Annotated in this window: 21 protein-coding genes; 9 read left to right on the forward strand and 12 right to left on the reverse strand. The window is 67.1% G+C overall.

Annotated elements, in window-relative coordinates; all coding sequences use genetic code 11:
- Window positions 1-88: 88 nt before the first annotated feature.
- Together HTUR_RS10765 and HTUR_RS10770 are read right to left on the reverse strand one after the other, a co-directional pair.
- Window positions 89-1069 (reverse strand): hypothetical protein, encoded by a 981-nt coding sequence (locus tag HTUR_RS10765; protein ID WP_012943355.1) that lies wholly within the window; start codon window positions 1067-1069, stop codon window positions 89-91.
- 69 nt (window positions 1070-1138) lie between these two features.
- Window positions 1139-2593, reverse strand: coding sequence for a sulfatase-like hydrolase/transferase (locus HTUR_RS10770; protein WP_012943356.1), 1455 nt, complete (start codon window positions 2591-2593; stop codon window positions 1139-1141).
- Window positions 2594-2842: 249 nt separating this feature from the next.
- Here HTUR_RS10770 and HTUR_RS10775 point away from each other — a divergent pair, with 249 nt between their 5' ends.
- Entirely contained in the window at window positions 2843-4330 is a 1488-nt protein-coding gene (locus HTUR_RS10775) for a flippase (RefSeq protein ID WP_012943357.1), read from the forward strand.
- 45 nt (window positions 4331-4375) lie between these two features.
- Here HTUR_RS10775 and HTUR_RS10780 read toward each other — a convergent pair whose 3' ends face one another.
- The 5 genes from HTUR_RS10780 to HTUR_RS10800 form a co-directional block, all read right to left on the reverse strand.
- On the reverse strand, window positions 4376-5035 hold the full coding sequence (locus tag HTUR_RS10780; protein ID WP_012943358.1) for an HAD family hydrolase: 660 nt from the start codon (window positions 5033-5035) through the stop codon (window positions 4376-4378).
- A gap of 127 nt (window positions 5036-5162) precedes the next feature.
- Window positions 5163-6446: a cation:proton antiporter gene (locus HTUR_RS10785; protein WP_012943359.1), complete on the reverse strand. Its 1284-nt coding sequence runs from the start codon at window positions 6444-6446 to the stop codon at window positions 5163-5165.
- Between the two features lie 35 nt (window positions 6447-6481).
- A complete protein-coding gene (locus HTUR_RS10790; RefSeq protein ID WP_012943360.1) occupies window positions 6482-6970 on the reverse strand; it encodes a cation:proton antiporter regulatory subunit in 489 nt (162 codons plus the stop codon).
- Between the two features lie 101 nt (window positions 6971-7071).
- Window positions 7072-7440 carry a methylglyoxal synthase gene (locus HTUR_RS10795; protein ID WP_012943361.1) on the reverse strand — a complete coding sequence of 123 codons (369 nt, stop codon included), beginning with the start codon at window positions 7438-7440 and terminating at the stop codon, window positions 7072-7074.
- A gap of 59 nt (window positions 7441-7499) precedes the next feature.
- Window positions 7500-8201 (reverse strand): SDR family oxidoreductase, encoded by a 702-nt coding sequence (locus HTUR_RS10800; protein ID WP_012943362.1) that lies wholly within the window; start codon window positions 8199-8201, stop codon window positions 7500-7502.
- A 140-nt stretch (window positions 8202-8341) separates the two neighbouring features.
- On the opposite strand from HTUR_RS10800, the gene HTUR_RS10805 reads away from it, so the two are divergent.
- Entirely contained in the window at window positions 8342-8527 is a 186-nt protein-coding gene (locus tag HTUR_RS10805) for a heavy-metal-associated domain-containing protein (RefSeq protein ID WP_264183109.1), read from the forward strand.
- Between the two features lie 19 nt (window positions 8528-8546).
- On the opposite strand, the gene HTUR_RS10810 is transcribed toward HTUR_RS10805, so the two are convergent.
- Window positions 8547-10817: a heavy metal translocating P-type ATPase gene (locus HTUR_RS10810; protein WP_012943364.1), complete on the reverse strand. Its 2271-nt coding sequence runs from the start codon at window positions 10815-10817 to the stop codon at window positions 8547-8549.
- Between the two features lie 127 nt (window positions 10818-10944).
- Between HTUR_RS10810 and HTUR_RS10815 the strand changes: the two genes are divergently transcribed.
- Window positions 10945-11745 carry a class I SAM-dependent methyltransferase gene (locus HTUR_RS10815; RefSeq protein ID WP_012943365.1) on the forward strand — a complete coding sequence of 267 codons (801 nt, stop codon included), beginning with the start codon at window positions 10945-10947 and terminating at the stop codon, window positions 11743-11745.
- A 25-nt stretch (window positions 11746-11770) separates the two neighbouring features.
- Here the strand turns inward: HTUR_RS10815 and HTUR_RS10820 are convergent, their stop codons facing one another.
- Window positions 11771-12676, reverse strand: a complete 906-nt coding sequence (locus tag HTUR_RS10820) for a halocarboxylic acid dehydrogenase DehI family protein (RefSeq protein WP_012943366.1) — start codon at window positions 12674-12676, stop codon at window positions 11771-11773.
- A 106-nt stretch (window positions 12677-12782) separates the two neighbouring features.
- Here HTUR_RS10820 and HTUR_RS10825 point away from each other — a divergent pair, with 106 nt between their 5' ends.
- The 4 genes from HTUR_RS10825 to HTUR_RS10840 all read left to right on the forward strand — a co-directional run bounded on the left by HTUR_RS10825 (window position 12783) and on the right by HTUR_RS10840 (window position 15467).
- Window positions 12783-13475 (forward strand): haloacid dehalogenase type II, encoded by a 693-nt coding sequence (locus tag HTUR_RS10825; RefSeq protein ID WP_012943367.1) that lies wholly within the window; start codon window positions 12783-12785, stop codon window positions 13473-13475.
- Window positions 13476-13635: 160 nt separating this feature from the next.
- Complete coding sequence (locus HTUR_RS10830) at window positions 13636-13926, forward strand: MarR family transcriptional regulator (protein WP_012943368.1); 291 nt, start codon at window positions 13636-13638, stop codon at window positions 13924-13926.
- A gap of 220 nt (window positions 13927-14146) precedes the next feature.
- Entirely contained in the window at window positions 14147-14983 is an 837-nt protein-coding gene (locus tag HTUR_RS10835; RefSeq protein WP_012943369.1) for an alpha/beta fold hydrolase, read from the forward strand.
- A 64-nt stretch (window positions 14984-15047) separates the two neighbouring features.
- On the forward strand, window positions 15048-15467 hold the full coding sequence (locus HTUR_RS10840; protein WP_012943370.1) for a VOC family protein: 420 nt from the start codon (window positions 15048-15050) through the stop codon (window positions 15465-15467).
- A gap of 61 nt (window positions 15468-15528) precedes the next feature.
- On the opposite strand, the gene HTUR_RS10845 is transcribed toward HTUR_RS10840, so the two are convergent.
- On the reverse strand, window positions 15529-15816 hold the full coding sequence (locus tag HTUR_RS10845) for a hypothetical protein (RefSeq protein ID WP_049941696.1): 288 nt from the start codon (window positions 15814-15816) through the stop codon (window positions 15529-15531).
- 234 nt (window positions 15817-16050) lie between these two features.
- On the opposite strand from HTUR_RS10845, the gene pyrF reads away from it, so the two are divergent.
- Complete coding sequence (pyrF, locus tag HTUR_RS10850; protein WP_012943372.1) at window positions 16051-16851, forward strand: orotidine-5'-phosphate decarboxylase; 801 nt, start codon at window positions 16051-16053, stop codon at window positions 16849-16851.
- Here pyrF and HTUR_RS10855 read toward each other — a convergent pair.
- On the reverse strand, window positions 16848-17099 hold the full coding sequence (locus HTUR_RS10855) for a hypothetical protein (RefSeq protein WP_012943373.1): 252 nt from the start codon (window positions 17097-17099) through the stop codon (window positions 16848-16850). The two genes, pyrF and HTUR_RS10855, sit on opposite strands and share 4 nt — an antisense overlap.
- Before the next feature lie 5 nt (window positions 17100-17104).
- A complete protein-coding gene (locus tag HTUR_RS10860) occupies window positions 17105-17296 on the reverse strand; it encodes a hypothetical protein (RefSeq protein WP_012943374.1) in 192 nt (63 codons plus the stop codon).
- Between the two features lie 253 nt (window positions 17297-17549).
- On the opposite strand from HTUR_RS10860, the gene HTUR_RS10865 reads away from it, so the two are divergent.
- Window positions 17550-19205: a GTPBP1 family GTP-binding protein gene (locus HTUR_RS10865; protein WP_012943375.1), complete on the forward strand. Its 1656-nt coding sequence runs from the start codon at window positions 17550-17552 to the stop codon at window positions 19203-19205.
- The last annotated feature ends 23 nt before the right edge of the window (window positions 19206-19228 follow it).

The raw sequence follows: 19228 nt of genomic DNA on the forward strand, positions 1-19228 counted from the left end.
GGCGAGAGCCGCCGAGAGGCGTTTGCTCCTCGTGGCGAGCGTCCATCCGAGCGACGAACGAGTGGGGCCGACGGACGTCCGCCCGCGACTAGACGTAGCCGAGCGCGCTCAACCGATCCTCGACCGCGTCGTCGTCGGCATCGGTGGCATCGTCGGCCGCGACCGGCGGTTCCGAGACGATCTCCCGGCGCGTGGCGCCATCGACCTCGAGCCACGGAACGGTCAGCAACTGATCGACGTGGAGTCCGCGCGGGTGGCCGTACAGCCGGATCGGCACGGGAACGCCGCGCTCGCCGATCAGGTTTCCGTGGTCGGCGGTCACCACGCTCTTTCCGTCGAGCGCCTCGAGGAGGGACTCGACGTGGGGCAGGACGATATCGAGGTTCTCCCGGTAGGCGGCCACGACCGTCTCGATGTCGATATCCTGGTCGTGGATGAGTCCGAACCAGGGATTGGGCGCGCTCGAGCGCTCGTCGTCGTCCAGGTGATGCTCGAGTCCCTTGTGCGAGAACTGTTCCCCGGTCGGGCCGAGAAACGGGAAGTGGGGCTGCATGAAGTGGACGATGAGCCGCTTGTCGGGGAACCGGTCGCGGGCGGCGATCGCCTCCTCGACGACCGCGTCCGGCCGGACGGTCCGAGCGTCCTCGTCCCAGCACCGGTCCAGGAGGTCGACGACCGCGTGAAACACGTCGCCCTCGAGTTCGTAGACGTGGGGGTTGGCGGTGACGTACACCGTGTCGTGGAGGTCCTTTCCCGCGAAGTTCGCCTCCATGAACTCCCAGCTGTCGCTTCCCCGGGATCGTTTCCGGGAGAGCGTCCCCTCCAGGTCCGACTGGACGGCGAACATATCGTGCCGACAGCCGTCGAGGATGAGCAGGTTGTCCCAGTCGGCGTCCATCACGTCGACGCCGTCGTCGGTTCCTCGGCGCTCGTTTCGAAACTGGGCCGCCCGCGAGTTGATCCGCAGACCGAGCGTGAACAGTTCCTTCTGGAGGAGCCTGGGATTTCGAACGACCTTCTGGAGGTTCTCGAGCGAGTATCGCTCCGGAAGAACGGATCGAGTAGCCATGTGTTCGAACCCGTGACTCACATCGTCCTTTGTTAGTCTCCCGTGACGATCGGTTATCCGGCTGCTACCTTAGACGTAGCCGAGCTTCTCGAGTCGGTCCTGTACGCCCGCGTCGATGTCGTCGGTCGGGCCGTCGTCGGTGTCCTTGAGCGCCCGCCGCTTGGATTCGATCGCGTCGGTCTCGAACCGGTCGGTCGCCCAGTCGGGGACGGCTCCTCGTGGTTCGTCGCCGCTCGAACCGTCCGCTTCACGCTGGGCCTCGTTCTCGTCGTCGACGCGGCGCTGCCAGCACGGGCGATCGCGGTCGAGCTCGTACTCGCGGCGGTTCCCAAGCGAATCCCAGACGTACTTCGTCGACCCGTCGTAGGCCGCCCGCATCAGCCGATCCCAGTATTCCAGTCGCTCGGTCGGTTCGGGACCCGCGCTCATGCCGACGTGTTCCGCGACGACGCGGTCGGTCGTGGGATCGACGACTTCGTCGCGGGCCATCGCCGCGAGCAGCGACGGCAACTCGAGGTGAGAAACGAACTTGGATTCGGTTTCGGGGTAGCCCTCGGGCGGGTTGACGACGAGCAGCGGCACGTGTAACAGCCCCTCGGAGAGGCTGCTCTTGTGGCGGACGAGTCCGTCCTCGCACTTGTACCCCTGATTCTCGCCGTGATCGGCGGTGATCACGACCGTCGTCTCGCGGGCCGTGTTCGCCTGCACCCAGTCGACGAAGTCAGCGATGGTCCGGTCGAGGTAGTCGATCGCCGCGCCGTACAGCTCGCGGCGCGTCTCGAGGAACTCGCGGTGCTCCTCGGTGGCCTCCATCAGTTCCCAGACGGTCCGATCGGCCGTCGTGAACGCGTTCGACGCCGCGTGAAGCGATTGATCGAACGCACGGAGGTCCCGAAGCGGGGTGTGGGCCTCCATGAACGACCCGAACAGGACGAACGGTTCGTCGGTGTCGTCGATCAGCCGCCTCGAGGTGCGGGCGACGGCGCGCGCACCGTCGTCGAACAGCTTCGGAATCGGCGCGTCCTCGGAGACCGTATCGAGGAAGCCGGTAACGCCGTTGGCGAGGCTGTACAGCGGCTGGTCGTGGGAGAGCGCGGTACGGAGGAAGTCGAGATAGACGGCCGGTCCCGACCGGTCGCTGGCCGAACGAGCGGCGACCGGATCGACTCCCTCCGGAAACCGGTGGGCCTCAGTAATGTCGACGAACTCGTCGAAAAACGCGTCGAAGCCGTACGGCGAGCCGGCGAAGACGTTCGTACTCACCCCCAGCGCCCGGTGTGACTCGAGGTCCCCGAAGAGCGTCTCCGAGCGATCGATCCCGGAGACGTAGGGGTCGTGGGTGTGAACGCCGTGTTCGTGCGGGAGCGCCCCGGTCACCATGCTGACGTAGCTCGGGGCGCTCCAGGAACTCGCGGCCCGACACTGCTCGTACGACAGGTCGGCCCGCCCGTCGAGCCGCCGGGCGTACGCGTCGAACGTGTCCTTCCTGACGGAGTCGAGACAGAGCAAAACGACGTTTCGCATAGCGGTCACTTGCTTCGAACACTCATTGTTACGAACCTGTTATCGGTGATCTCCCGGAGCGGGTGACCTGTTACAGATCGATTATCACGAGTTGCGACGACAGTCATCGTTCGAATACTGACCGCTGGACCGACTGTCGTCCCGCCTCTGCGCGAACCGCCAGCGGCGCGCGGAGCAAAGTGCCGTCTCGAGACCGCGGGGGCGGTAACCGGCCCACTACAAAAGGGATCGTCGGAGAATCAATCGACGATGTCGAACGACTCCGCCGGAATCGCTGATCTCCGCTCCGTTGCCGACGGTGCGTCGCTGCACTATCTCGGCACCGTCGTCGTCAACGTTGTCGGATTCCTGTTGAACCTCCTGTTGACCCGGCTGCTCGGCGCCAGCGTGTACGGGATCTACGCCTACGGGACGATGATCCTCAACGCGGTGTTGCTGTTCGCCACCGTCGGGACCGACGTCTCGATCACGAAGTACCTCTCGGCGAACCGGGACGATCCCGCCTACCAGCGCCGGATGCTGGGGCTGGCCTACCTGACGACGATCGTCGCCAGTCTCGTCACCGCGGCGATCGTCTACACCGCCGCCCCGACGATCACCGCCTCCACGCTCGAGGACCCGATGCTGACGACCGCCCTCCGAATCTTCGCCATCGCGTTGCCGTTTCAGGCGCTCGGCAAGATCGCCTCGAGTACGGTTCGGGGCCTCGAGAAACCGACCGAGAAGACTGTCATCATGGTCGTCGGACCGACGATCAGGCTCGTCGCGATCGCGGCCGCCGTGGCGCTCGGCTACTCGCTGCTCGGTATCGCGGCGGCGTTCGCGGTCGCGGCGGTGATGGCCGCGCTGTTCGGGATCGGCTACTCGCTGTCGCGAACCGATCTCCGGCCGTCCGGACGCTTTTCTCGGTCCGAGACGACCGAGTTTTACAACTTCTCGGCGCCGTTGACGCTCTCGAAGGCCTCGTCGTTCCTGTTCAAACGCGTCGACGTCTTCATGGTCGGCTTCCTGCTGGCCTCGGCCGACGTCGGGATCTACAACATCGCCGTCCTGCTCGCGGGCGTGATCGCGATGCCGCTCGCCGGCTTCAACCAGTTCTTCCCCCCGGTGGCCTCGCGGCTGTACTCGAACGAGGAGTACGACACGCTCGAGTCGATATACGCGACCGTCACCCGCTGGTCGATCACGGCCTCGGTCGCCATCGCACTCCCGTTGTACGTCTACCGGACCGAAGTGCTCACGCTGTTCGGTCCCGAGTTCGTCGCCGGGACGCTCGTCGTCACGCTGTTTATCGCCGGACAGTTGTTCAACGCCGCCGCCGGGCCGGCCAACGACCTCCTGACGATGACCGACCACCAGTACCTCGTGATGGGCAACCACTTCGTCTTCGGCGTCGGTAACGTCGTCCTCAACTACTACTTCATCCTGGAGTTCGGGCTGATCGGCGCCGCGCTCGCGACGGCCACCGTCCTGGCGACCCTGAACGTCGTCCGCGTCCTCGAGGTGTGGTTCCTCGAAGGGCTGTTCGCCTATTCGCTGGCGCTGTGGAAGCCCTGCGTCGCCACCGCCGTCAGCGCCGCCGTCATGTACGGACTCCGGCTGTACCTCGACGGGCTGGTTGGCGTCTTCGCCGGCGGGGCGGCCGGCACCGCCGCCTTCCTCGGAACCCTGTACCTGCTCGGTCTCGACGAGCAGGATATCCAGATCGCGGACGAGTATCTCGGACTGGTCTCCTGAGCGGCGAGAACCGACCGTCAAATCGAGGCCGCCCGCTCGTCGTCCTTACGCGAGGTCGCTAAGAATCGTCGGCAGTTCGGTCGCGATCGACGCCTGTTCGACGTGGGCCACCGCGCGCGGATCGCGGTCGGGGCCGTCCTCGAGGAGGACCTGAATCGCGTCCATGCCGGCGTCGGTCGCCCCGGAGACGTCGGCCTCGACTTCGTCGCCGACGTAGACGGCGTCGCGGGGGTCGACGTTCAGTTCGGCGGCGATGGCCTCGAACGCGCGCGGGTCCGGTTTGCCGGCCTCGAGTTCGCCGGTGACGAGCGCGGCGTCGAAGGCGTCCTCCCAGCCGAGCGTCGCGAGTTTGTCCCGCTGGGCGCGGACGGGGCCGTTGGTGAGCAGGCCGACGCGGTACTCCCCGCGGAGGTCCGCGAGCATCGACTCGACGCCGGGCAGCGGCTCGAGCGCGTCGGCGATCGTCTCCCGGTAGGCGTCGGCGACCGCGGCCGGATCCGCGTCCGTCTCCAGTTCTGCGAGCAGGTCCGCGAAGATCGGTTCGCGCGTCTCGCGCGTGAGGTTCCGACGGTGGGCCGCGAGGTACTCCTCGCGGGAGAGAGACGGCGCGTCGGCGACGGTCGTCGCCTCCGAGAGCAGCGTCGCTCGGTCCCGCGTGGGGACGGCCAGCGTGTAATCGAGGTCGAAGACGACCGCCCGTGGCATAGAGGTCACGGGGGACTCGAGGAGGTTGAAGCTATCCCTTTTCGAACGGGTGGAACCCGAACCTGCGGACCGTCGGTGGTCGTCCAACCGTCGCTCAGTCGTCTCTCGGTCAGTGCTCAACCGCCGCTCAGTCGTCGCTCGACGGCGACGCCGATCCGATCCCCGCCTCGAGTCGCGGGACGACGACGGACTCGATCGTGCTCGAGTACTGCATGAGCGTCGTACCGACGACGCTCATCACCAGGACGTAGCCGACGGCGAAGGCGTAGACGTCCCTCGCGATCGGTTCGGGGAGCGCGGTTCCGGCGCCGGAGAGCGCGAGGCTCGCGATGATCAGCGAGAACTCGCCGCGGGTGGTCATCCCGAGGCCGACCCGGACCGAGCGGCGCTCGCTCAGGTCGTAGATCCGGCCGCCGAGGTAGCCGCTCAGCAGTTTCGTCGGCGTCGTCGCCACCGCCGCGACGGCGATGAGTCCCGCGACGCCGAGGAACAGCGACGGGTCGGTCGACAGTCCGATCCAGAAGAAGAAGATCGCCGCGAAGGCGTCCCGCAACGGCTCGAGCAGGTTCTCCAGGTCGTGGACGTGCTCGGTCGAGGAGAAGGCCATGCCGACGAAGAAGGCGGCGACGGCCTCGCTGACGCCGATCGACAGCGCGAACCCGGAGAGCAACACCGTGATCCCCAGCGCTCGGAGCACGATGAACTCGTGGGAGTCGGTCTCCAAGCTTCGCTGGAACCACTCCGTTCCGAGGTAGACCAGCAAGAGGAGGACGAGGATGAAGCCGACCGCGACGCCGATCCGGCCCAACGCTTCGCCGACGGCGCCGCCGCCGAGCACCAGCGCGGTCGCGACCGCGAGGTAGACGGCGATAAAGAGGTCCTCGAAGACCAGCGACCCGAGCATCGCATCGGACTCGTCGTTGGCGATCCAGCCCAGATCTATCAGCGACTTCGTGATGATCGCGCTCGAGGAGATGTAGACGATCCCGGCGGTGAGGAAGGCGGCGAGGAACGAGCCGAACAGCGCGTAGCCGAGCAGGAGTCCGGCGCCGAAGTTGATCGCGAGATCCACCGTTCCCGCCTTCCCGATCCGTTCTTTCGAGGCGATCAACCGGTCGAGGTTGAACTCGAGGCCGAGGAAAAAGAGGAGGAGGACGATCCCGATCTCGGCGCTGACGTGAACGAAGTCGGTGTTAGCGAGCGCGAGGTCGGATCCGTGGGGGATCGAGTCCGTGCCGAGCAGCGCCGGAAAGTCGACCCTGCCGACGACGTATTCGCTCAACAGCATTCCGACGAGGATGTAAAAGGGGATCACAGACTGGTTGATTCGGTTCGCGACGAGACCGGCCAGCGCGACGGCCCCGAAGAGGATCCCGACGTCGATCAGGGCGGTCGATTCAGCAGTAGCCACTCGCGGTCACCTCCGACGGACCCGTCATCGGGAGATTATACCTCGTCACCCAACAGCGTCTCGAACTCGGCGCACTCCTCGCGCTCGCCGATGACGACGAGCGTGTCGTCCACCTCGAGGACCGTCTCCGGCGTCGGCGGCGAGATCAGGTCGCCGCCGCGCTGGATCGCGACGATCGAGACGCCCGTTCGATTCCGGATATCCGCTTCTTCGAGGGTTTGGCCAGCGATCTCGGCGCTCTCGGAGACGTTGTACCACTCGAGATACGTGTCGTCCGAGAGCATCGTCTCGACCGCCTCGGCCTGCACCGGCTGGAAGTAGGCCCCTTCCAGAATCGTTCCGATCTTCCGGGCGAGGCGATCCGAGACCTCGAACAGCTTGTCCCCGTCCGCGTCCGGATTCGCCTTCAGGTACACCTCACGCTTCCCCGTGTTGTGGGTCACGATGACGAGTCGCTCCCCGTCCTCGAGTTCGACCTCGAACTTCTTCCCGACGCCGGGGAGGTCGCTCTCGTATACGGTCATACGGGAACGTTCGCTGCCCGGATATTAAATGACTGGTTCGATCGGACGCCGCCGTCGTCGTCGGACTCCGTCGACGATTCGGGGCCTCGAGGGGAGCGCAGTCAGTCGGCCAACCCCTCGATGAGAAATTCCGCAGACGAGCGGTTCGTCGCCAGCGCAACGTCGCGGACGTCGCAGATCCGCAGCAGCGCCGAGATGTCTGGTTCGTGGGGCTGGGCTCGCAGCGGGTCCCGGAGGAAGACGATGCCGTCGAGTTTCCCCTCCGCGACTTCGGCGCCGATCATCAGGTCGCCGCCGAGCGGCCCCGACTCCTTGCGCTCGACTTCGAGGCCGGTCTCCTCGATCAGCCGTTTCCCCGTCGTCCCGGTCGCGATCAGTTCGTACTGCCGGAGTTGGTCCTCGTGGGTCTGTGCGAACTCGATCAGGTCGGGTTTCGTCTCGTCGTGGGCGATCAGCGCGACGCGGGTCATAGCGAACGATCGACGCCCGACGGGATAACGCTAGGCTCCGCCGGTCTCGCCTCCACGAGTCAAAACTCCTCGACGTGGGGTCGGAGGTCCAACTCGAGGGTCCACGAGGACCGGTCCTGCGTCACGAGGTGCCAGTAGGAGTCGGCGACGGCGTCCGGGTCGAGGAACTCCGATTCGTCTCGGTCGTCGTCGGACTCGTCGAACCGCGGCGGCCGGATCCCCCCGTCGATCACGACGTGGGCGACGTGGATCCCCTCGGGCCCAAGTTCGCGGGCCATCGACTCGGCCATCCCGCGGACGGCGAACTTGGCCGCGCTGAAGCCGATCGCTCCCTCGCGGCCGCGGACCGCCGACGTCGCGCCGGTGAAAATGATCGTGCCGCCGTCGTCGGCAAGCATGTCGTCGACGGCCGCCTGGGAACACAGCAGCGCGCCGTAGGCCGAGACGCGCCACGCCCACTCGAACTCCTCCGGCGGGATCGCCTGCAGACCCCGCCACGCACCGCCGCTGGCGTGGTTGACCAGCACGTCGACGGGACCGAACGCGTCGCGGACGGTCTCGAACCCCGCCTCCACCTGATCCGGATCGGTGATATCCGTCGGAACGGCGACCGCATCGTCGCCGAGGTCGTCGGCCAGTTCCTCGAGGTACGCTTCCGAACGGGCAAACAGGCCGACTTGACAGCCCTCGGCGACGAATTTTCGGGCGAGCGATTCACCGAGTCCGGGACCGACGCCGGCGATGACGGCCGTACGCGTCATGTGTTCAGCGACGGTCGCGGTGACTACCGTTCGGGGGCCAGCACTCGCGGGGTCCGCTCGACCGATACGGACTCGCGAACGGATCCGGCGGAACGGTCTTCCCGCTCGAGCGGGACCCCGCGGACACGGAACGTCGGATCATCTCGGTCAGCGGCATGTCCTGCGACGGCTGCGAACGAAACGTCGAGAGCGCGGTAACGAACCTCGAGGGCGTCTCGCGCGTCGAGGCCGACCACGAGGGCGACGCCGGCGAAGACGACGTGACGGAAGACGACCTCCACGCCGCCATCCGCGAGGCCGGCTACGAGGTTCCCGGAACCGCGTAGCGAAACCGGTTTCGGCCCGTCAGTCGGCCGCCCGCGAATCGTCTCGGACGGCGAACGACGCGTTGACTCCGTCTCCCGAGAGCAACTGTCCGGCGAAGCTGTTGGCGAGGACGGCCGAGACCGACAGGACCATCGCGATCATCGCGAACACCGGGTGGACGAGCCCCGTCGTCGCCGCCGCGACGCCGATACCGTTGAACGCGAACGCCGTGAGGAGGTTCTGTCGCGTCTTCCGGTAACTCTCGCGTCCGATCTCGTAGGCGTCGACCACGCCACCGAGGCGCTCGCCGACGAGGACGACGTCGGCCGACTCGATCGCGACGTCGGTCCCGGCGCCGATCGCGATCCCCACGTCGGCCTGCGTGAGCGCCGGCGCGTCGTTGATGCCGTCGCCGACCATCGCCACACGGTGGCCCGCCGCTTGGAGTCGGCGGATCTCGTCGCGCTTCTCGTCGGGGAGGACGTCGGCCAGCACGCGGTCGATACCGACCGCGTCGGCGACCGCGCGAGCCGTCCGCTCGTCGTCGCCGGTGATCATCACGGGCGCGATTCCCGCGTCCCGCAACCGTCGGACGGTCGCGGCGGCGTCGTCCTTGATCTCGTCGCCGATTCCGAGCAGACCGATCAGGTCGCCGTCGCGCGCGACGCCGGAAACGGTGAGCCCGCGGTCTCGGAGTCGCTCGAGGTCGCCGGCCGCGCTCGAGACGTCGACGCCCGCGGACGCGAGCCAGTCGGGCTTCCCGACCAGTGCCTCGTCGCCATCGATCGTCGCGCGGACGCCCGTTCCGGTCACCGAGTCGAACGCGTCGGGGTCGTCGTACGCGACGTCCCGTTCGCCGGCGCACTCGAGGACGGCGTCGGCCAGCGGATGTTCGCTGAACGCCTCGGCCGTCGCCGCCGTCGCGAGGACGTCGGTGTCGGTCCGGTCGTCGCCGAAAGACGCGATCTCCGCGACGGTCGGTTCGCCGGCGGTAATCGTTCCGGTCTTGTCGAGGAGGACGCGGTCGATATCGGGCAGGAGCTGGAAGGCGTCGGCCGACCGCAGCAGGACGCCGCGCCTGGCCGCGGCACCACCGCCGCGGACGAGCGCCAGCGGCGTCGCCATCCCGAGCGCACAGGGATAGCCCAAGACGAGGACCGCGAGCGCGGCGAACGCGCCCCGCTGGACGTTCGGTCCCGTGCCGAACGGACCGCCCGACCAGACGGCGGGGACGACCAGCCAGAACAGGAACGAGAGCGCGGCGATCAGGAGGACGCCGGGGACGAAGTACCGAAGGACGCGGTCGGCGAGCCGGACGATCCCGGGTTTCGTCGCGCGGGCCGCTTCGATCTCGCGGGCGACTCGGTTCAGGAACGCGTCGTCGCCCGTCGCGGTTACCTCGACGAGCAGCGTGCCGGTCTCGTTGACGCTGCCGCCGATCACCTCGTCGCCCGGGGTCTTCTCCTCCGGAACGGACTCGCCGGTAGCGACCGACTCGTCGACGGTCGACTCGCCCTCGCGGACCGCGCCGTCGACGGGGACGCTCTCGCCGGGCTTGATCCGGACGCGGTCGCCCTCCTCGAGGTCGGCGACAGGGACCTCCTCGACGCCATCGTCAGTCACGCGGCGAGCGGTGTCGGGCCGCAGCTCGAGCAGGTCTTGCACCGCTCGCGAGGCGCGGGTGCGGACGAGCAGACTGGTGTACCCCGAGAGAACGTGGTAGGTCGTGACGAAGACCGAGACCGCGAAGAAGTGGACCGTCGGGAACGCCGGGAAGACGGTCAGGCCGAGCAGACCACCCAGCAACCCCCCGAAGGCGCCGGCCTCGAGCAGCACGTGCTGGTTGAAGATCCCTCGTCGAAGGCTGTTGATCGCCTTCTCGAGGATGTAGCGCCCGGGACCGAACATCGTTCCGAGCGCGAGACCGAGCGCGACGAGATCCATCGCCAGCGAGTCCGACTCGAATCGGCCGACGACGACGATCATCCACAGCATTAGCCCGGCAGTGACGGCCGAGGCGCCGCCGGCGAGCGCGAGGCGTCGCTTGCCGGCCTCGAGTTCGGCCTGCTGCTCTCGGAACCGCTCGCGCTTGTCGGGGTCGCGGATGGTGTAGCCGAGGTCTCGCAGCGTGTCCTTCAGCTCAATCTCGCTCACCCGGTCGTCGTCGTACCGCACGCGGACCTCTTCGTGGGCGAGACTCACGTCGGCGTCTTCGACGCCGTCGGTGCGGTCGTAGGCCTTCCGGATGCTCTCGGCGCAGAACGAGCAGCTCATTCCGCCGACGGCGAACTGGTCTCGGGAGTCGGCCATCGGTACGTGCTAGCAACCCGAGACTCAAAAGCGGCGGCTCCGGTGTCGGTCCACCGGTGCCGTGGCTGCTATCGGAGAAGACGCCGCCAGACAACCGATTTTTGTCCGTGGCGACCGCAAACGGCGTATGAACGATCCGCCGGAGTCCGACGACCGATCGGCGAGACACGTCTGGTCGGCGGGCCGCTATCCCGCGATGGCGCCGAACATGCTGCCCGCCATCGCGCGCCTGGTCAACGCCGCGGGGATCGATCCCGGCAACCGCGTCCTCGACGTCGGCTGCGGGACCGGCAACGCCGCGCTGACGGCCCGTCGTTCGGGGGCCGACGTCGTCGGCCTCGACCTCGCCCACGACATGCTCGAGCTCGCGCGCGAGAACGCCGCGCTCGCGGGCTACGACGACATCGGCTGGCTCACCGGCGACGCCGAGGCCCTCCCGGTGTCCGACGGCGCGTTCGACGTCGTCCTCTCGAACTTCGGCCACGTGTTCGCGCCGGACTCGACGGCGGCCGGGGCGGAACTGCGCCGCGCGACGAAATCGGGCGGCCGAGTCTGTTTCACGGCGTGGTCGCCCAACGGCGTCGTCGGCGACCTCACCGAGGTGCTGACCGACCACGTCGACGAGTCGCCCGGCGACCCGCGGTCGCACCTCCGGTGGGGCGACCCCGAGTTCGTCCGTGAGGAGTTTTCCGACGTCCCCGATCTCTCGTTCCAGCGGCGCCACCTCGAGTTCCGCTATGCCACGCCCCACCACTTCTGGCGGGAGTTCGCCGAGGAGTCCGGGCCGCTGTCGCCGGTGCTCCGGCGGATGGACGACGACGAGTCCCGCGACGCGCTCCGCCGAGACGCGGTCGCGGCCTTAGAGGAGTGGTTCGGCGACAACGCGATCCGCGTCGAGTACCTGCAGGTGCGGGCCGTCCTCGAGTGACGGCGTTCGAACGCGTCGCGGCGGTCTAGAGCGACCGCTCGCCGGCCACGTCGAGCGTCGCCGCGTAGACGACGAGCGCCGGCAGCACGGTTTCGATCGCGCCGCGATTGAACTGCCGGACGAACTTCCGGAGGTCGTCGATCGTCGCGTCGTCGAACCCGCGCTCGGAGAGCGCCGCCGGCGAAAGCCGCGGCGCGTACGGGAGGCTCTCGAGGTGGTCGTTGACGACCGCGTCGGCGTCGTCGCGACCGCGTTCGAACGCGTCGCTCTCGAGGACGGCGAGGTCCGACCAGGCCGGTTCGAGATAGTTCGGCCACTGCGCGAGACAACGATAGATGCTTGGCAGTCCGCCCTCGAGGCCGTGGAAGTCACGAATCACCTCGACGGTGGACTCGAGGTCGGCGGGAACCGCGTCCCCGTCGACCATCGTCACCGACAGGCCGCGATCGCGGTCGAGCCATTCGGGAAGGGGCGCCGTCCACGGCTCGCCAGTCGGCTCCGGTTCCGGAAGTTCGTCGTTCATCGCCCGATCGCAGACCGCGAACGTGAACGCCAGTCGCGGCGCCACGATGTCGAACGTCGCGACCTGGCCGCGGAGTTCGCGCCACTCGGGCGGTCGGAGATCGAGGTCGGCACACCGGTAGCGCGGGACGTCCGCGGAGGCGTCCTCGAGCGCCGAGAGCACGGCGTCCCTGTAGGCGACGGTGTATCGGCCGAACGCCCGGGTCTGGAACAGCGGCTTGCACTGCGTCCACAGGTACCGCGTGAACGCGGGTTCGTTGGCCGTCAGCGTTCGGAAGAACCAGTTGACGATCGGCGCGCGAAACGTCCGTTTGACGTCCTCGTACAGGCCGCGGCGCCAGCCCGCCGCGTCCTGCTCGTATAGCTGTCTGCTCGTGTCCATGCGGAGTCCCACGACGGAAACGCCCATCAGTTCCGTGCCGGCAGCGGTGTGGAGTAAATCGCACTCGACTCGTCGGGATCGAACTCACCGTCGGGCCAAGCTATTTCGCCGTTCACGGGGTATCGAGACCGTCATGTCGTTCGATCCAGACACAGTTGAGACGCTCGCGTTCGACTCGTACGGCACGCTCGTAGACGTCTCCGGCGTCACCGAGGCCCTCTCGGATCACGTCGACGAGTTCGACCCCTCGCTCGTCGCCCAGGTCTGGCGCCAGCGCTCGCTGGCGAACGCGATGGTCGGCAACGCGATCGGCGAGTACGACGCGTTCTACGAGATGAACCGCAACGCTCTGCGGGTCGCCCTCGAGATGATCGGCGCCGACGTCAGCGAGGACGAGCGCGAGGAGATCCTCTCGACGTACCACGAACTGCCCGTCTTCGACGACGTCCGCGAGGGGATGGAGCGCTTCAACGAGTTGGGGTACGACTGCTATATCGTCTCCAACGGGAACGAGGAGATGCTCGAGTCGCTGGTCGATCACGCGGACCTCGAGGGCGTGATCGAGGAGGCGATCAGCGCCGACGAGATCGAGCAGTTCAAACCCCAGCCCGAGCTGTACCGCCACGCAGCCGACGAGATCGGGACGCCGATCGAGGAGATCGCCTTCACCGGTGCCGGCTGGTGGGACGTGCCGGGTGCGATGAACGCCGGGATGCAGGGCGTCTGGATCAACCGGTCGGACACGCTCTGGGGACCGTACGAGACCGAACCGGATCTGACGATCGACAGTTTCCACGACCTAGCCGGGGAACTCGAGGCGGCCTGACCGGGCGAGACGACGTTCGGTCAGCGGCGCCCTCCGAGAGGACGCGTGTCAACAGTCAGCCGCGAGCGCGACCTACTGCGGCTGGTCTCACAGCGGACGGCTCCCCCCCAACGGAGGACGTAGAGAACCATTAAAGAGGCTCCGCGGCCAGAGACGGACAATGAGCGAACAGGTCGTTCTCACGTCGAATACCGCCCCGGACGCCGTCGACGACGTCCCACCGAGCGCGAAACTGGTGTTGACCGTCCTCGCACACGAGGGTTCTCTTACGCAGTCCCGACTGGCCGAGGAGACCATGCTTCCCGCTCGAACGGTCCGCTACGCCCTGAAGCAACTCGAGGAGCACGACCTCGTCGACTCGCAGATCTCGTTTGCGGACGCCAGACAGCACGTCTACTCTATCAACGCCGATCGGTTCGAGACGGCCGCCTCCGGAGACCCCCGTTCGTGAGTATGCCGATCGGATCGGACTGTTACAGTAGCCACTGAAACTAGTTACATACTGATCGCAACGCCGTCCTGCGATCAGGTATGCATTGACTTTCAGTGGCTACTATCGATCCCGAACGAGGTCCCGACCTGCCTCCAGCGCTGGCGCTCATCCGACGAACACGTCCGTGATCCGACCGACGCCAACCACTAATGGCGTCGGCGTGGCAGCGCGACACGGTATGGATTACGAGACGTGGGCCGACGACCAGGAGACGGCGACCGTCACCGTCGACGAACACGACCTCGAGGTCGCCTACTACGACGACGGCGACGGGGAACCGGTACTGTTCTGTCACGGCATTCCGACGTCGTCGTACCTCTGGCGCGACGTCGCCCCGCCGCTGTCGGACGACTACCGGGTGATCGCGCCCGATATGGTCGGCTACGGGAACTCGGCGATGCACGACGGCTTCGATCGCTCGATCCGCGCCCAGGAGGCGATGATCGACGGACTAGTCGACGAACTGGGCCTCGAGTCGATTACGTTCGTCGGCCACGACCTCGGCGGCGGCGTCGGGTTACGCTACGCCGCGCACAACCCCGACGCCGTCGAGCGACTCGCGCTGTCGAACGCGGTCTGTTACGACTCGTGGCCGATCGAGGCGATCATCGATCTCGGACTGCCGTCGACCATCGCCGAGATGAGCGTCGACGACGCGCGTGAACTGCTCGAGGACATCTTCCGTGACACCCGCTACGACGAACCCGAGGAGGCGTTCGTCGACGGAATGCTGGCGCCGTGGGACTCCGAGGAGGCAGTTATCTCGCTGTCGCGCAACGCGATCGGAACAAACACGAGTCACACGACCGAGATCGATCCGAGCGAGATCACCGCTCGGACGCTCCTGCTGTGGGGCGCCGAGGACGAGTTTCAGCCCGTCGAGTACGCCGAGCGGCTGGAAGACGACATTGCCGACGCCGAACTCGTCGGTCTCGACGAGGCGTCTCACTGGGTCATGGCCGACCGGCCCGACGCCTACGCCGAGCGGCTCCGCGAGTTCCTCGACGTCGACTGAGTCCGTGCCCGCCGTCCGCGAAGAGACGGAAGCGTTTTTCCCTCGGACTCGTACCCTCTGACCGATGACCTCGCTCAGCGCACACCACGTCGGAATCACCGTCGACGACCTCGAGGAGACGCTTCCCTTCTATCGGGACGTCCTCGGACTCGACGTCGTCGAGCGATTCAGCGTCGGCGGCGAAGAGTTTTCGGACGCCGTCGGCGTCGAAGGGGCCCGCGGGGAGTTCGCCCACCTCGAGGCCGACGGGATTCGGATCGAACTCGTCGAGTACGACCCCGAAGCGCGCGGTTCACCCGCGGCGGGGCTCAACCAGCCCGGCGCGAAACACGTCGGACTGACGGTCGACGACCTCGACGCGTTCTACGCGGACCTCCCCGACCACGTCTCGACGATCAGCGAGCCGCGCACGACGGAAAGCGGAACGACGATCCTGTTCCTCCGCGATCCGGAGAACAACCCGATCGAAGTGCTCGAGGCGTGAGGAGAGCGGAAACCGGCCGAACGCCGCGTCAACCGATCGATAACGTCGAGATACGGGCTGGCTACCGGGCGGGCGACGAGTTCAGGTCCGATCGGACCTGCTCGACGGCTTCGTCGCAGTCCGAGCAGGCGGTCTTTTCCGAGTCGATGTAGACGGTCCCGCACCGCGAGCACTGGAAGAGGTTCCCACGGGAGTCCGGCGACGATGCGGCGGCGTCCGCTTCGACGCGGTCGGCATCGACGTCAGCGTCCTCCGCGGACCGGTCGTCGCCCGCGAACAGCGTCGAGCGGATACGGTTGCGAAGTCGACCGAGATGCGAGTTAGATTTCTCGTTGGTTCGAATGGCCATACTGTAGCCGACGATTATAATAGCGAAGTAGCTGATGTCTAAAGTATTTGGAACGGGAACGGTTCGCATTCGGGATATTCCGGCTCGTCAACGCCGAACTCGAGTGATTTTCCCGATCAGATGGACATCTCGATACCCCGCGAGTACCCAGTCGAACCCGTTCGTGGACGGACGAGACTGCGAACGGCCGACGGGATAGCAACCTTTTCGACCGGCGGGAGACCACTCGCAGGCATGAACTTCTTCGATCGCCTGCACGACCGCATTCGGACGGTCGACAGCGTCGTCTCGGTCGGGCTCGACCCCGACCCGTCGCGAATTCCCGACCACCTCGCGGACTACGACCTCCCGCGGTGGGCGTTCAACCGCCGGATTATCGACGCCACCCACGAGCACGCCGCTGTCTACAAGCCAAACGCCGCCTTCTACGAGGACCCCGACGGCTGGCGAGCGCTCGAGGAGACGATCGCCTACGCCCACGGGAAGGACGTCCCCGTCCTGCTCGACGCCAAGCGCGCCGACATCGGCAATACGACCCGCCAGTACGCGCAGCTGCTCGAGCGAGCCGATGCGATCACCGTCAACCCCTACATGGGCCGGGACTCGCTGCAGCCGTTCCTCTCGAACGAGGAGGCTGGCGTCTTCGTCCTCTGTCGGACGTCGAACCCCGGCGGCGCCGACGTTCAGGACCTCGAACTCGAGACGGGCGAAGCCGTCTACGAGCGCGTCGCCGCGCTGGCGGACCTCTGGAACGAGAACGACAACGTCGGCCTCGTCGTCGGCGCGACCAAACCCGAGGAACTCGAGGACCTACGCGAGCAGGTTCCCGACCTCCCCTTCCTCGTCCCCGGCGTGGGCGCGCAGGGCGGCGACGCCGAGGCGGCCGTCGAGTACGGGCTGGCCGACGGCGTCGGGCTGGTCAACTCCTCGCGAGGAATCATCTTCGCCGGCGAAGACGACGGCGAGGACTTCGCAAAAGCTAGCGGACAGGCCGCCAAGCGGCTGAAAAAGCGGCTGAACCAGTATCGGGACTAGGGATCGGAGGGACCGATCACGCGGCCCGCGACGTGGCCGTCGACGGTCCGGCCGAGGATTTCGACCGTGACGGGCTCCGCTGGCGGCCGCTCCTCGAGCAGTTCCAGTCCTTCGACGACCGCGATATCCAGGGGACTCGCGTCGTTGGGATGGTCGGCGACGAGTCGATCGTCGCGCTCCTCGATGGAAAGTCGAAACCGCTCGCCGACGGCCAGCGAGTCGCCGAGGACGTCGCGGATCGAGGTCACGGTGCTCAGAGCCGGTTGATATCGACGTCTTCGGACTCCGACGGCGACGGTTGGGTCGGATCCGCCTGCGCGGCGCACTCGACGCATAGTTCCTTCCCGTCCTCGTAGTGGACGTCACAGGCGAGCGTGCCGCAGTTCCCACACCGCTCCTGTGCGGGCCGGGACTCGCAGATCTGACAGAGGCCGCTGACGCTCATGGTCGAAGTAGCGTTTCGAGCGTCTTGAAACCGCGGCCGGAACACCCCGGCCGGGAGCGAAACGAACGCCGGCGCTGTCGTTAGGAACGCCGGCACTGCCGGTAGTCCGTACACGCGCGATCGCGACCGGCGTCCGGATCCTCGAGTCCGCACTGTCGACTCCGTGGCTAGCGATTGTCCTACGGACACGTACTGTGTGCTGTGTTGCCACTGCACGGGAAGGTTTTTGCCATGTGAGCCGCTATCGAACGGTATGAGCCGTGACCGGGCTCTCCTCGAGCGAGCCCTGGACCGTGGCGAACAGGACGGTGGCAACGTCGAATTCAAGGAACGACTGTCACGTGACGTCCACCTCGAGGGTGGACGACGGGAGAGCCTGGCCGCGCAACTGCGCCACCGACTGCTCTCCGGGGACGGCGAGGCGACGTACGTCGTCGGCGTCACCGACGACGGCGGCCTCGCCGGCATCGACCCCGACACGTTCTCCGAGACGATGGACGTTCTCTCCCTGCTCGCCGAAGAGGCCGACGCCCACATCGACGATGTCCAGACCTGGGGTGTCAACGGCGTTTCGGACTCGGCCGAGTCCGAAGCAGATCGGACGTCGGAGACGTCCGAGCGTGGACTCGTCGGCGTCGCCACGGTACAGGAGGGCGGCGTCCTCGAGACCGACGACGAACACGTCGTCGTCGGGACGGCGGGCCACGTCGATCACGGCAAGAGCACGCTCGTCGGTTCGCTCGTCACGGGCAACCCCGACGACGGCGACGGCGCGACGCGCGCGTATCTCGACGTCCAGCCCCACGAGGTCGAACGCGGGCTCTCCGCCGACCTGTCCTACGCCGTCTACGGCTTCGACGAGGACGGCCCGGTCCGCGTTCGGAACCCGAACCGAAAGCAGGACCGCGCCGCGGTCGTCGAGGAGGCCGACCGACTGGTCTCGTTCGTCGACACCGTCGGCCACGAGCCGTGGCTCCGGACGACGATCCGCGGACTGGTCGGCCAGAAACTCGATTACGGGCTGTTGGTCGTCGCTGCTGACGACGGCCCCACGCGCACGACCCGGGAACACCTCGGCGTCCTGCTCGCGACTGACCTGCCGACGATCGTCGCGATCACGAAGACCGACACCGTCGACCAGGAGCGCATCGAGGAGGTCGAACGCGAGGTCGAACGGCTCCTGCGGGAGGTCGACAAGTCGCCGCTGCGGGTGTCCCGCCACGGCGTGGACGCCGCGATCGACGAGATCAGCGAGCGCGTGGTTCCCATCGTCGAGACCAGCGCGATCACGATGGACGGCTTGGAGACGCTGGACGAACTGTTCGACCGCCTTCCGAAGACCGCCCAGGACACCGGCGAGTTCCGGATGTACGTCGACCGGAGCTACTCGGTGACCGGCGTCGGTGCGGTCGCCTCCGGTACCGTGATGTCCGGCGAGGTCGAGGCCGGCGACGAACTCCTGTTGGGGCCGATGCCCGACGGCCGGTTCCAGGAGGTCGAGGTCCGCTCGATCGAGATGCACTACCACCGCGTCGACAAGGCCCAGGCGGGTCGGATCGTCGGCATTGCGCTGAAGGGCGTCAAGGAGAGCGCCATCGAGCGCGGCATGGTGCTCCTCCCACGGGACGCCGATCCCGACCCCGTCCGGGAGTTCGAGGCCGAAGTCATGGTGCTCAACCACCCCACTCGGATCGGCGAGGGGTACGAACCCGTCGTCCACCTCGAGACGATCGGCGAGGCCGCTGCCTTCTACCCGGAGAACGGCCGCCTCCTGCCGGGCGACACGGGCGAGACCACCGTCCGGTTCAAGTTCCGACCGTATCTCGTCGAGGAGGGCCAGAAGTTCGTCTTCCGCGAGGGCCGCAGCAAGGGCGTGGGGACGGTGACAGACGTCCATCCCGCCGACTGAGTCGGGCTCCCCGTCCAGATCGG

This window comes from Haloterrigena turkmenica DSM 5511 (assembly GCF_000025325.1).
GTDB classification, from domain to species: Archaea; Halobacteriota; Halobacteria; order Halobacteriales; family Natrialbaceae; genus Haloterrigena; species Haloterrigena turkmenica.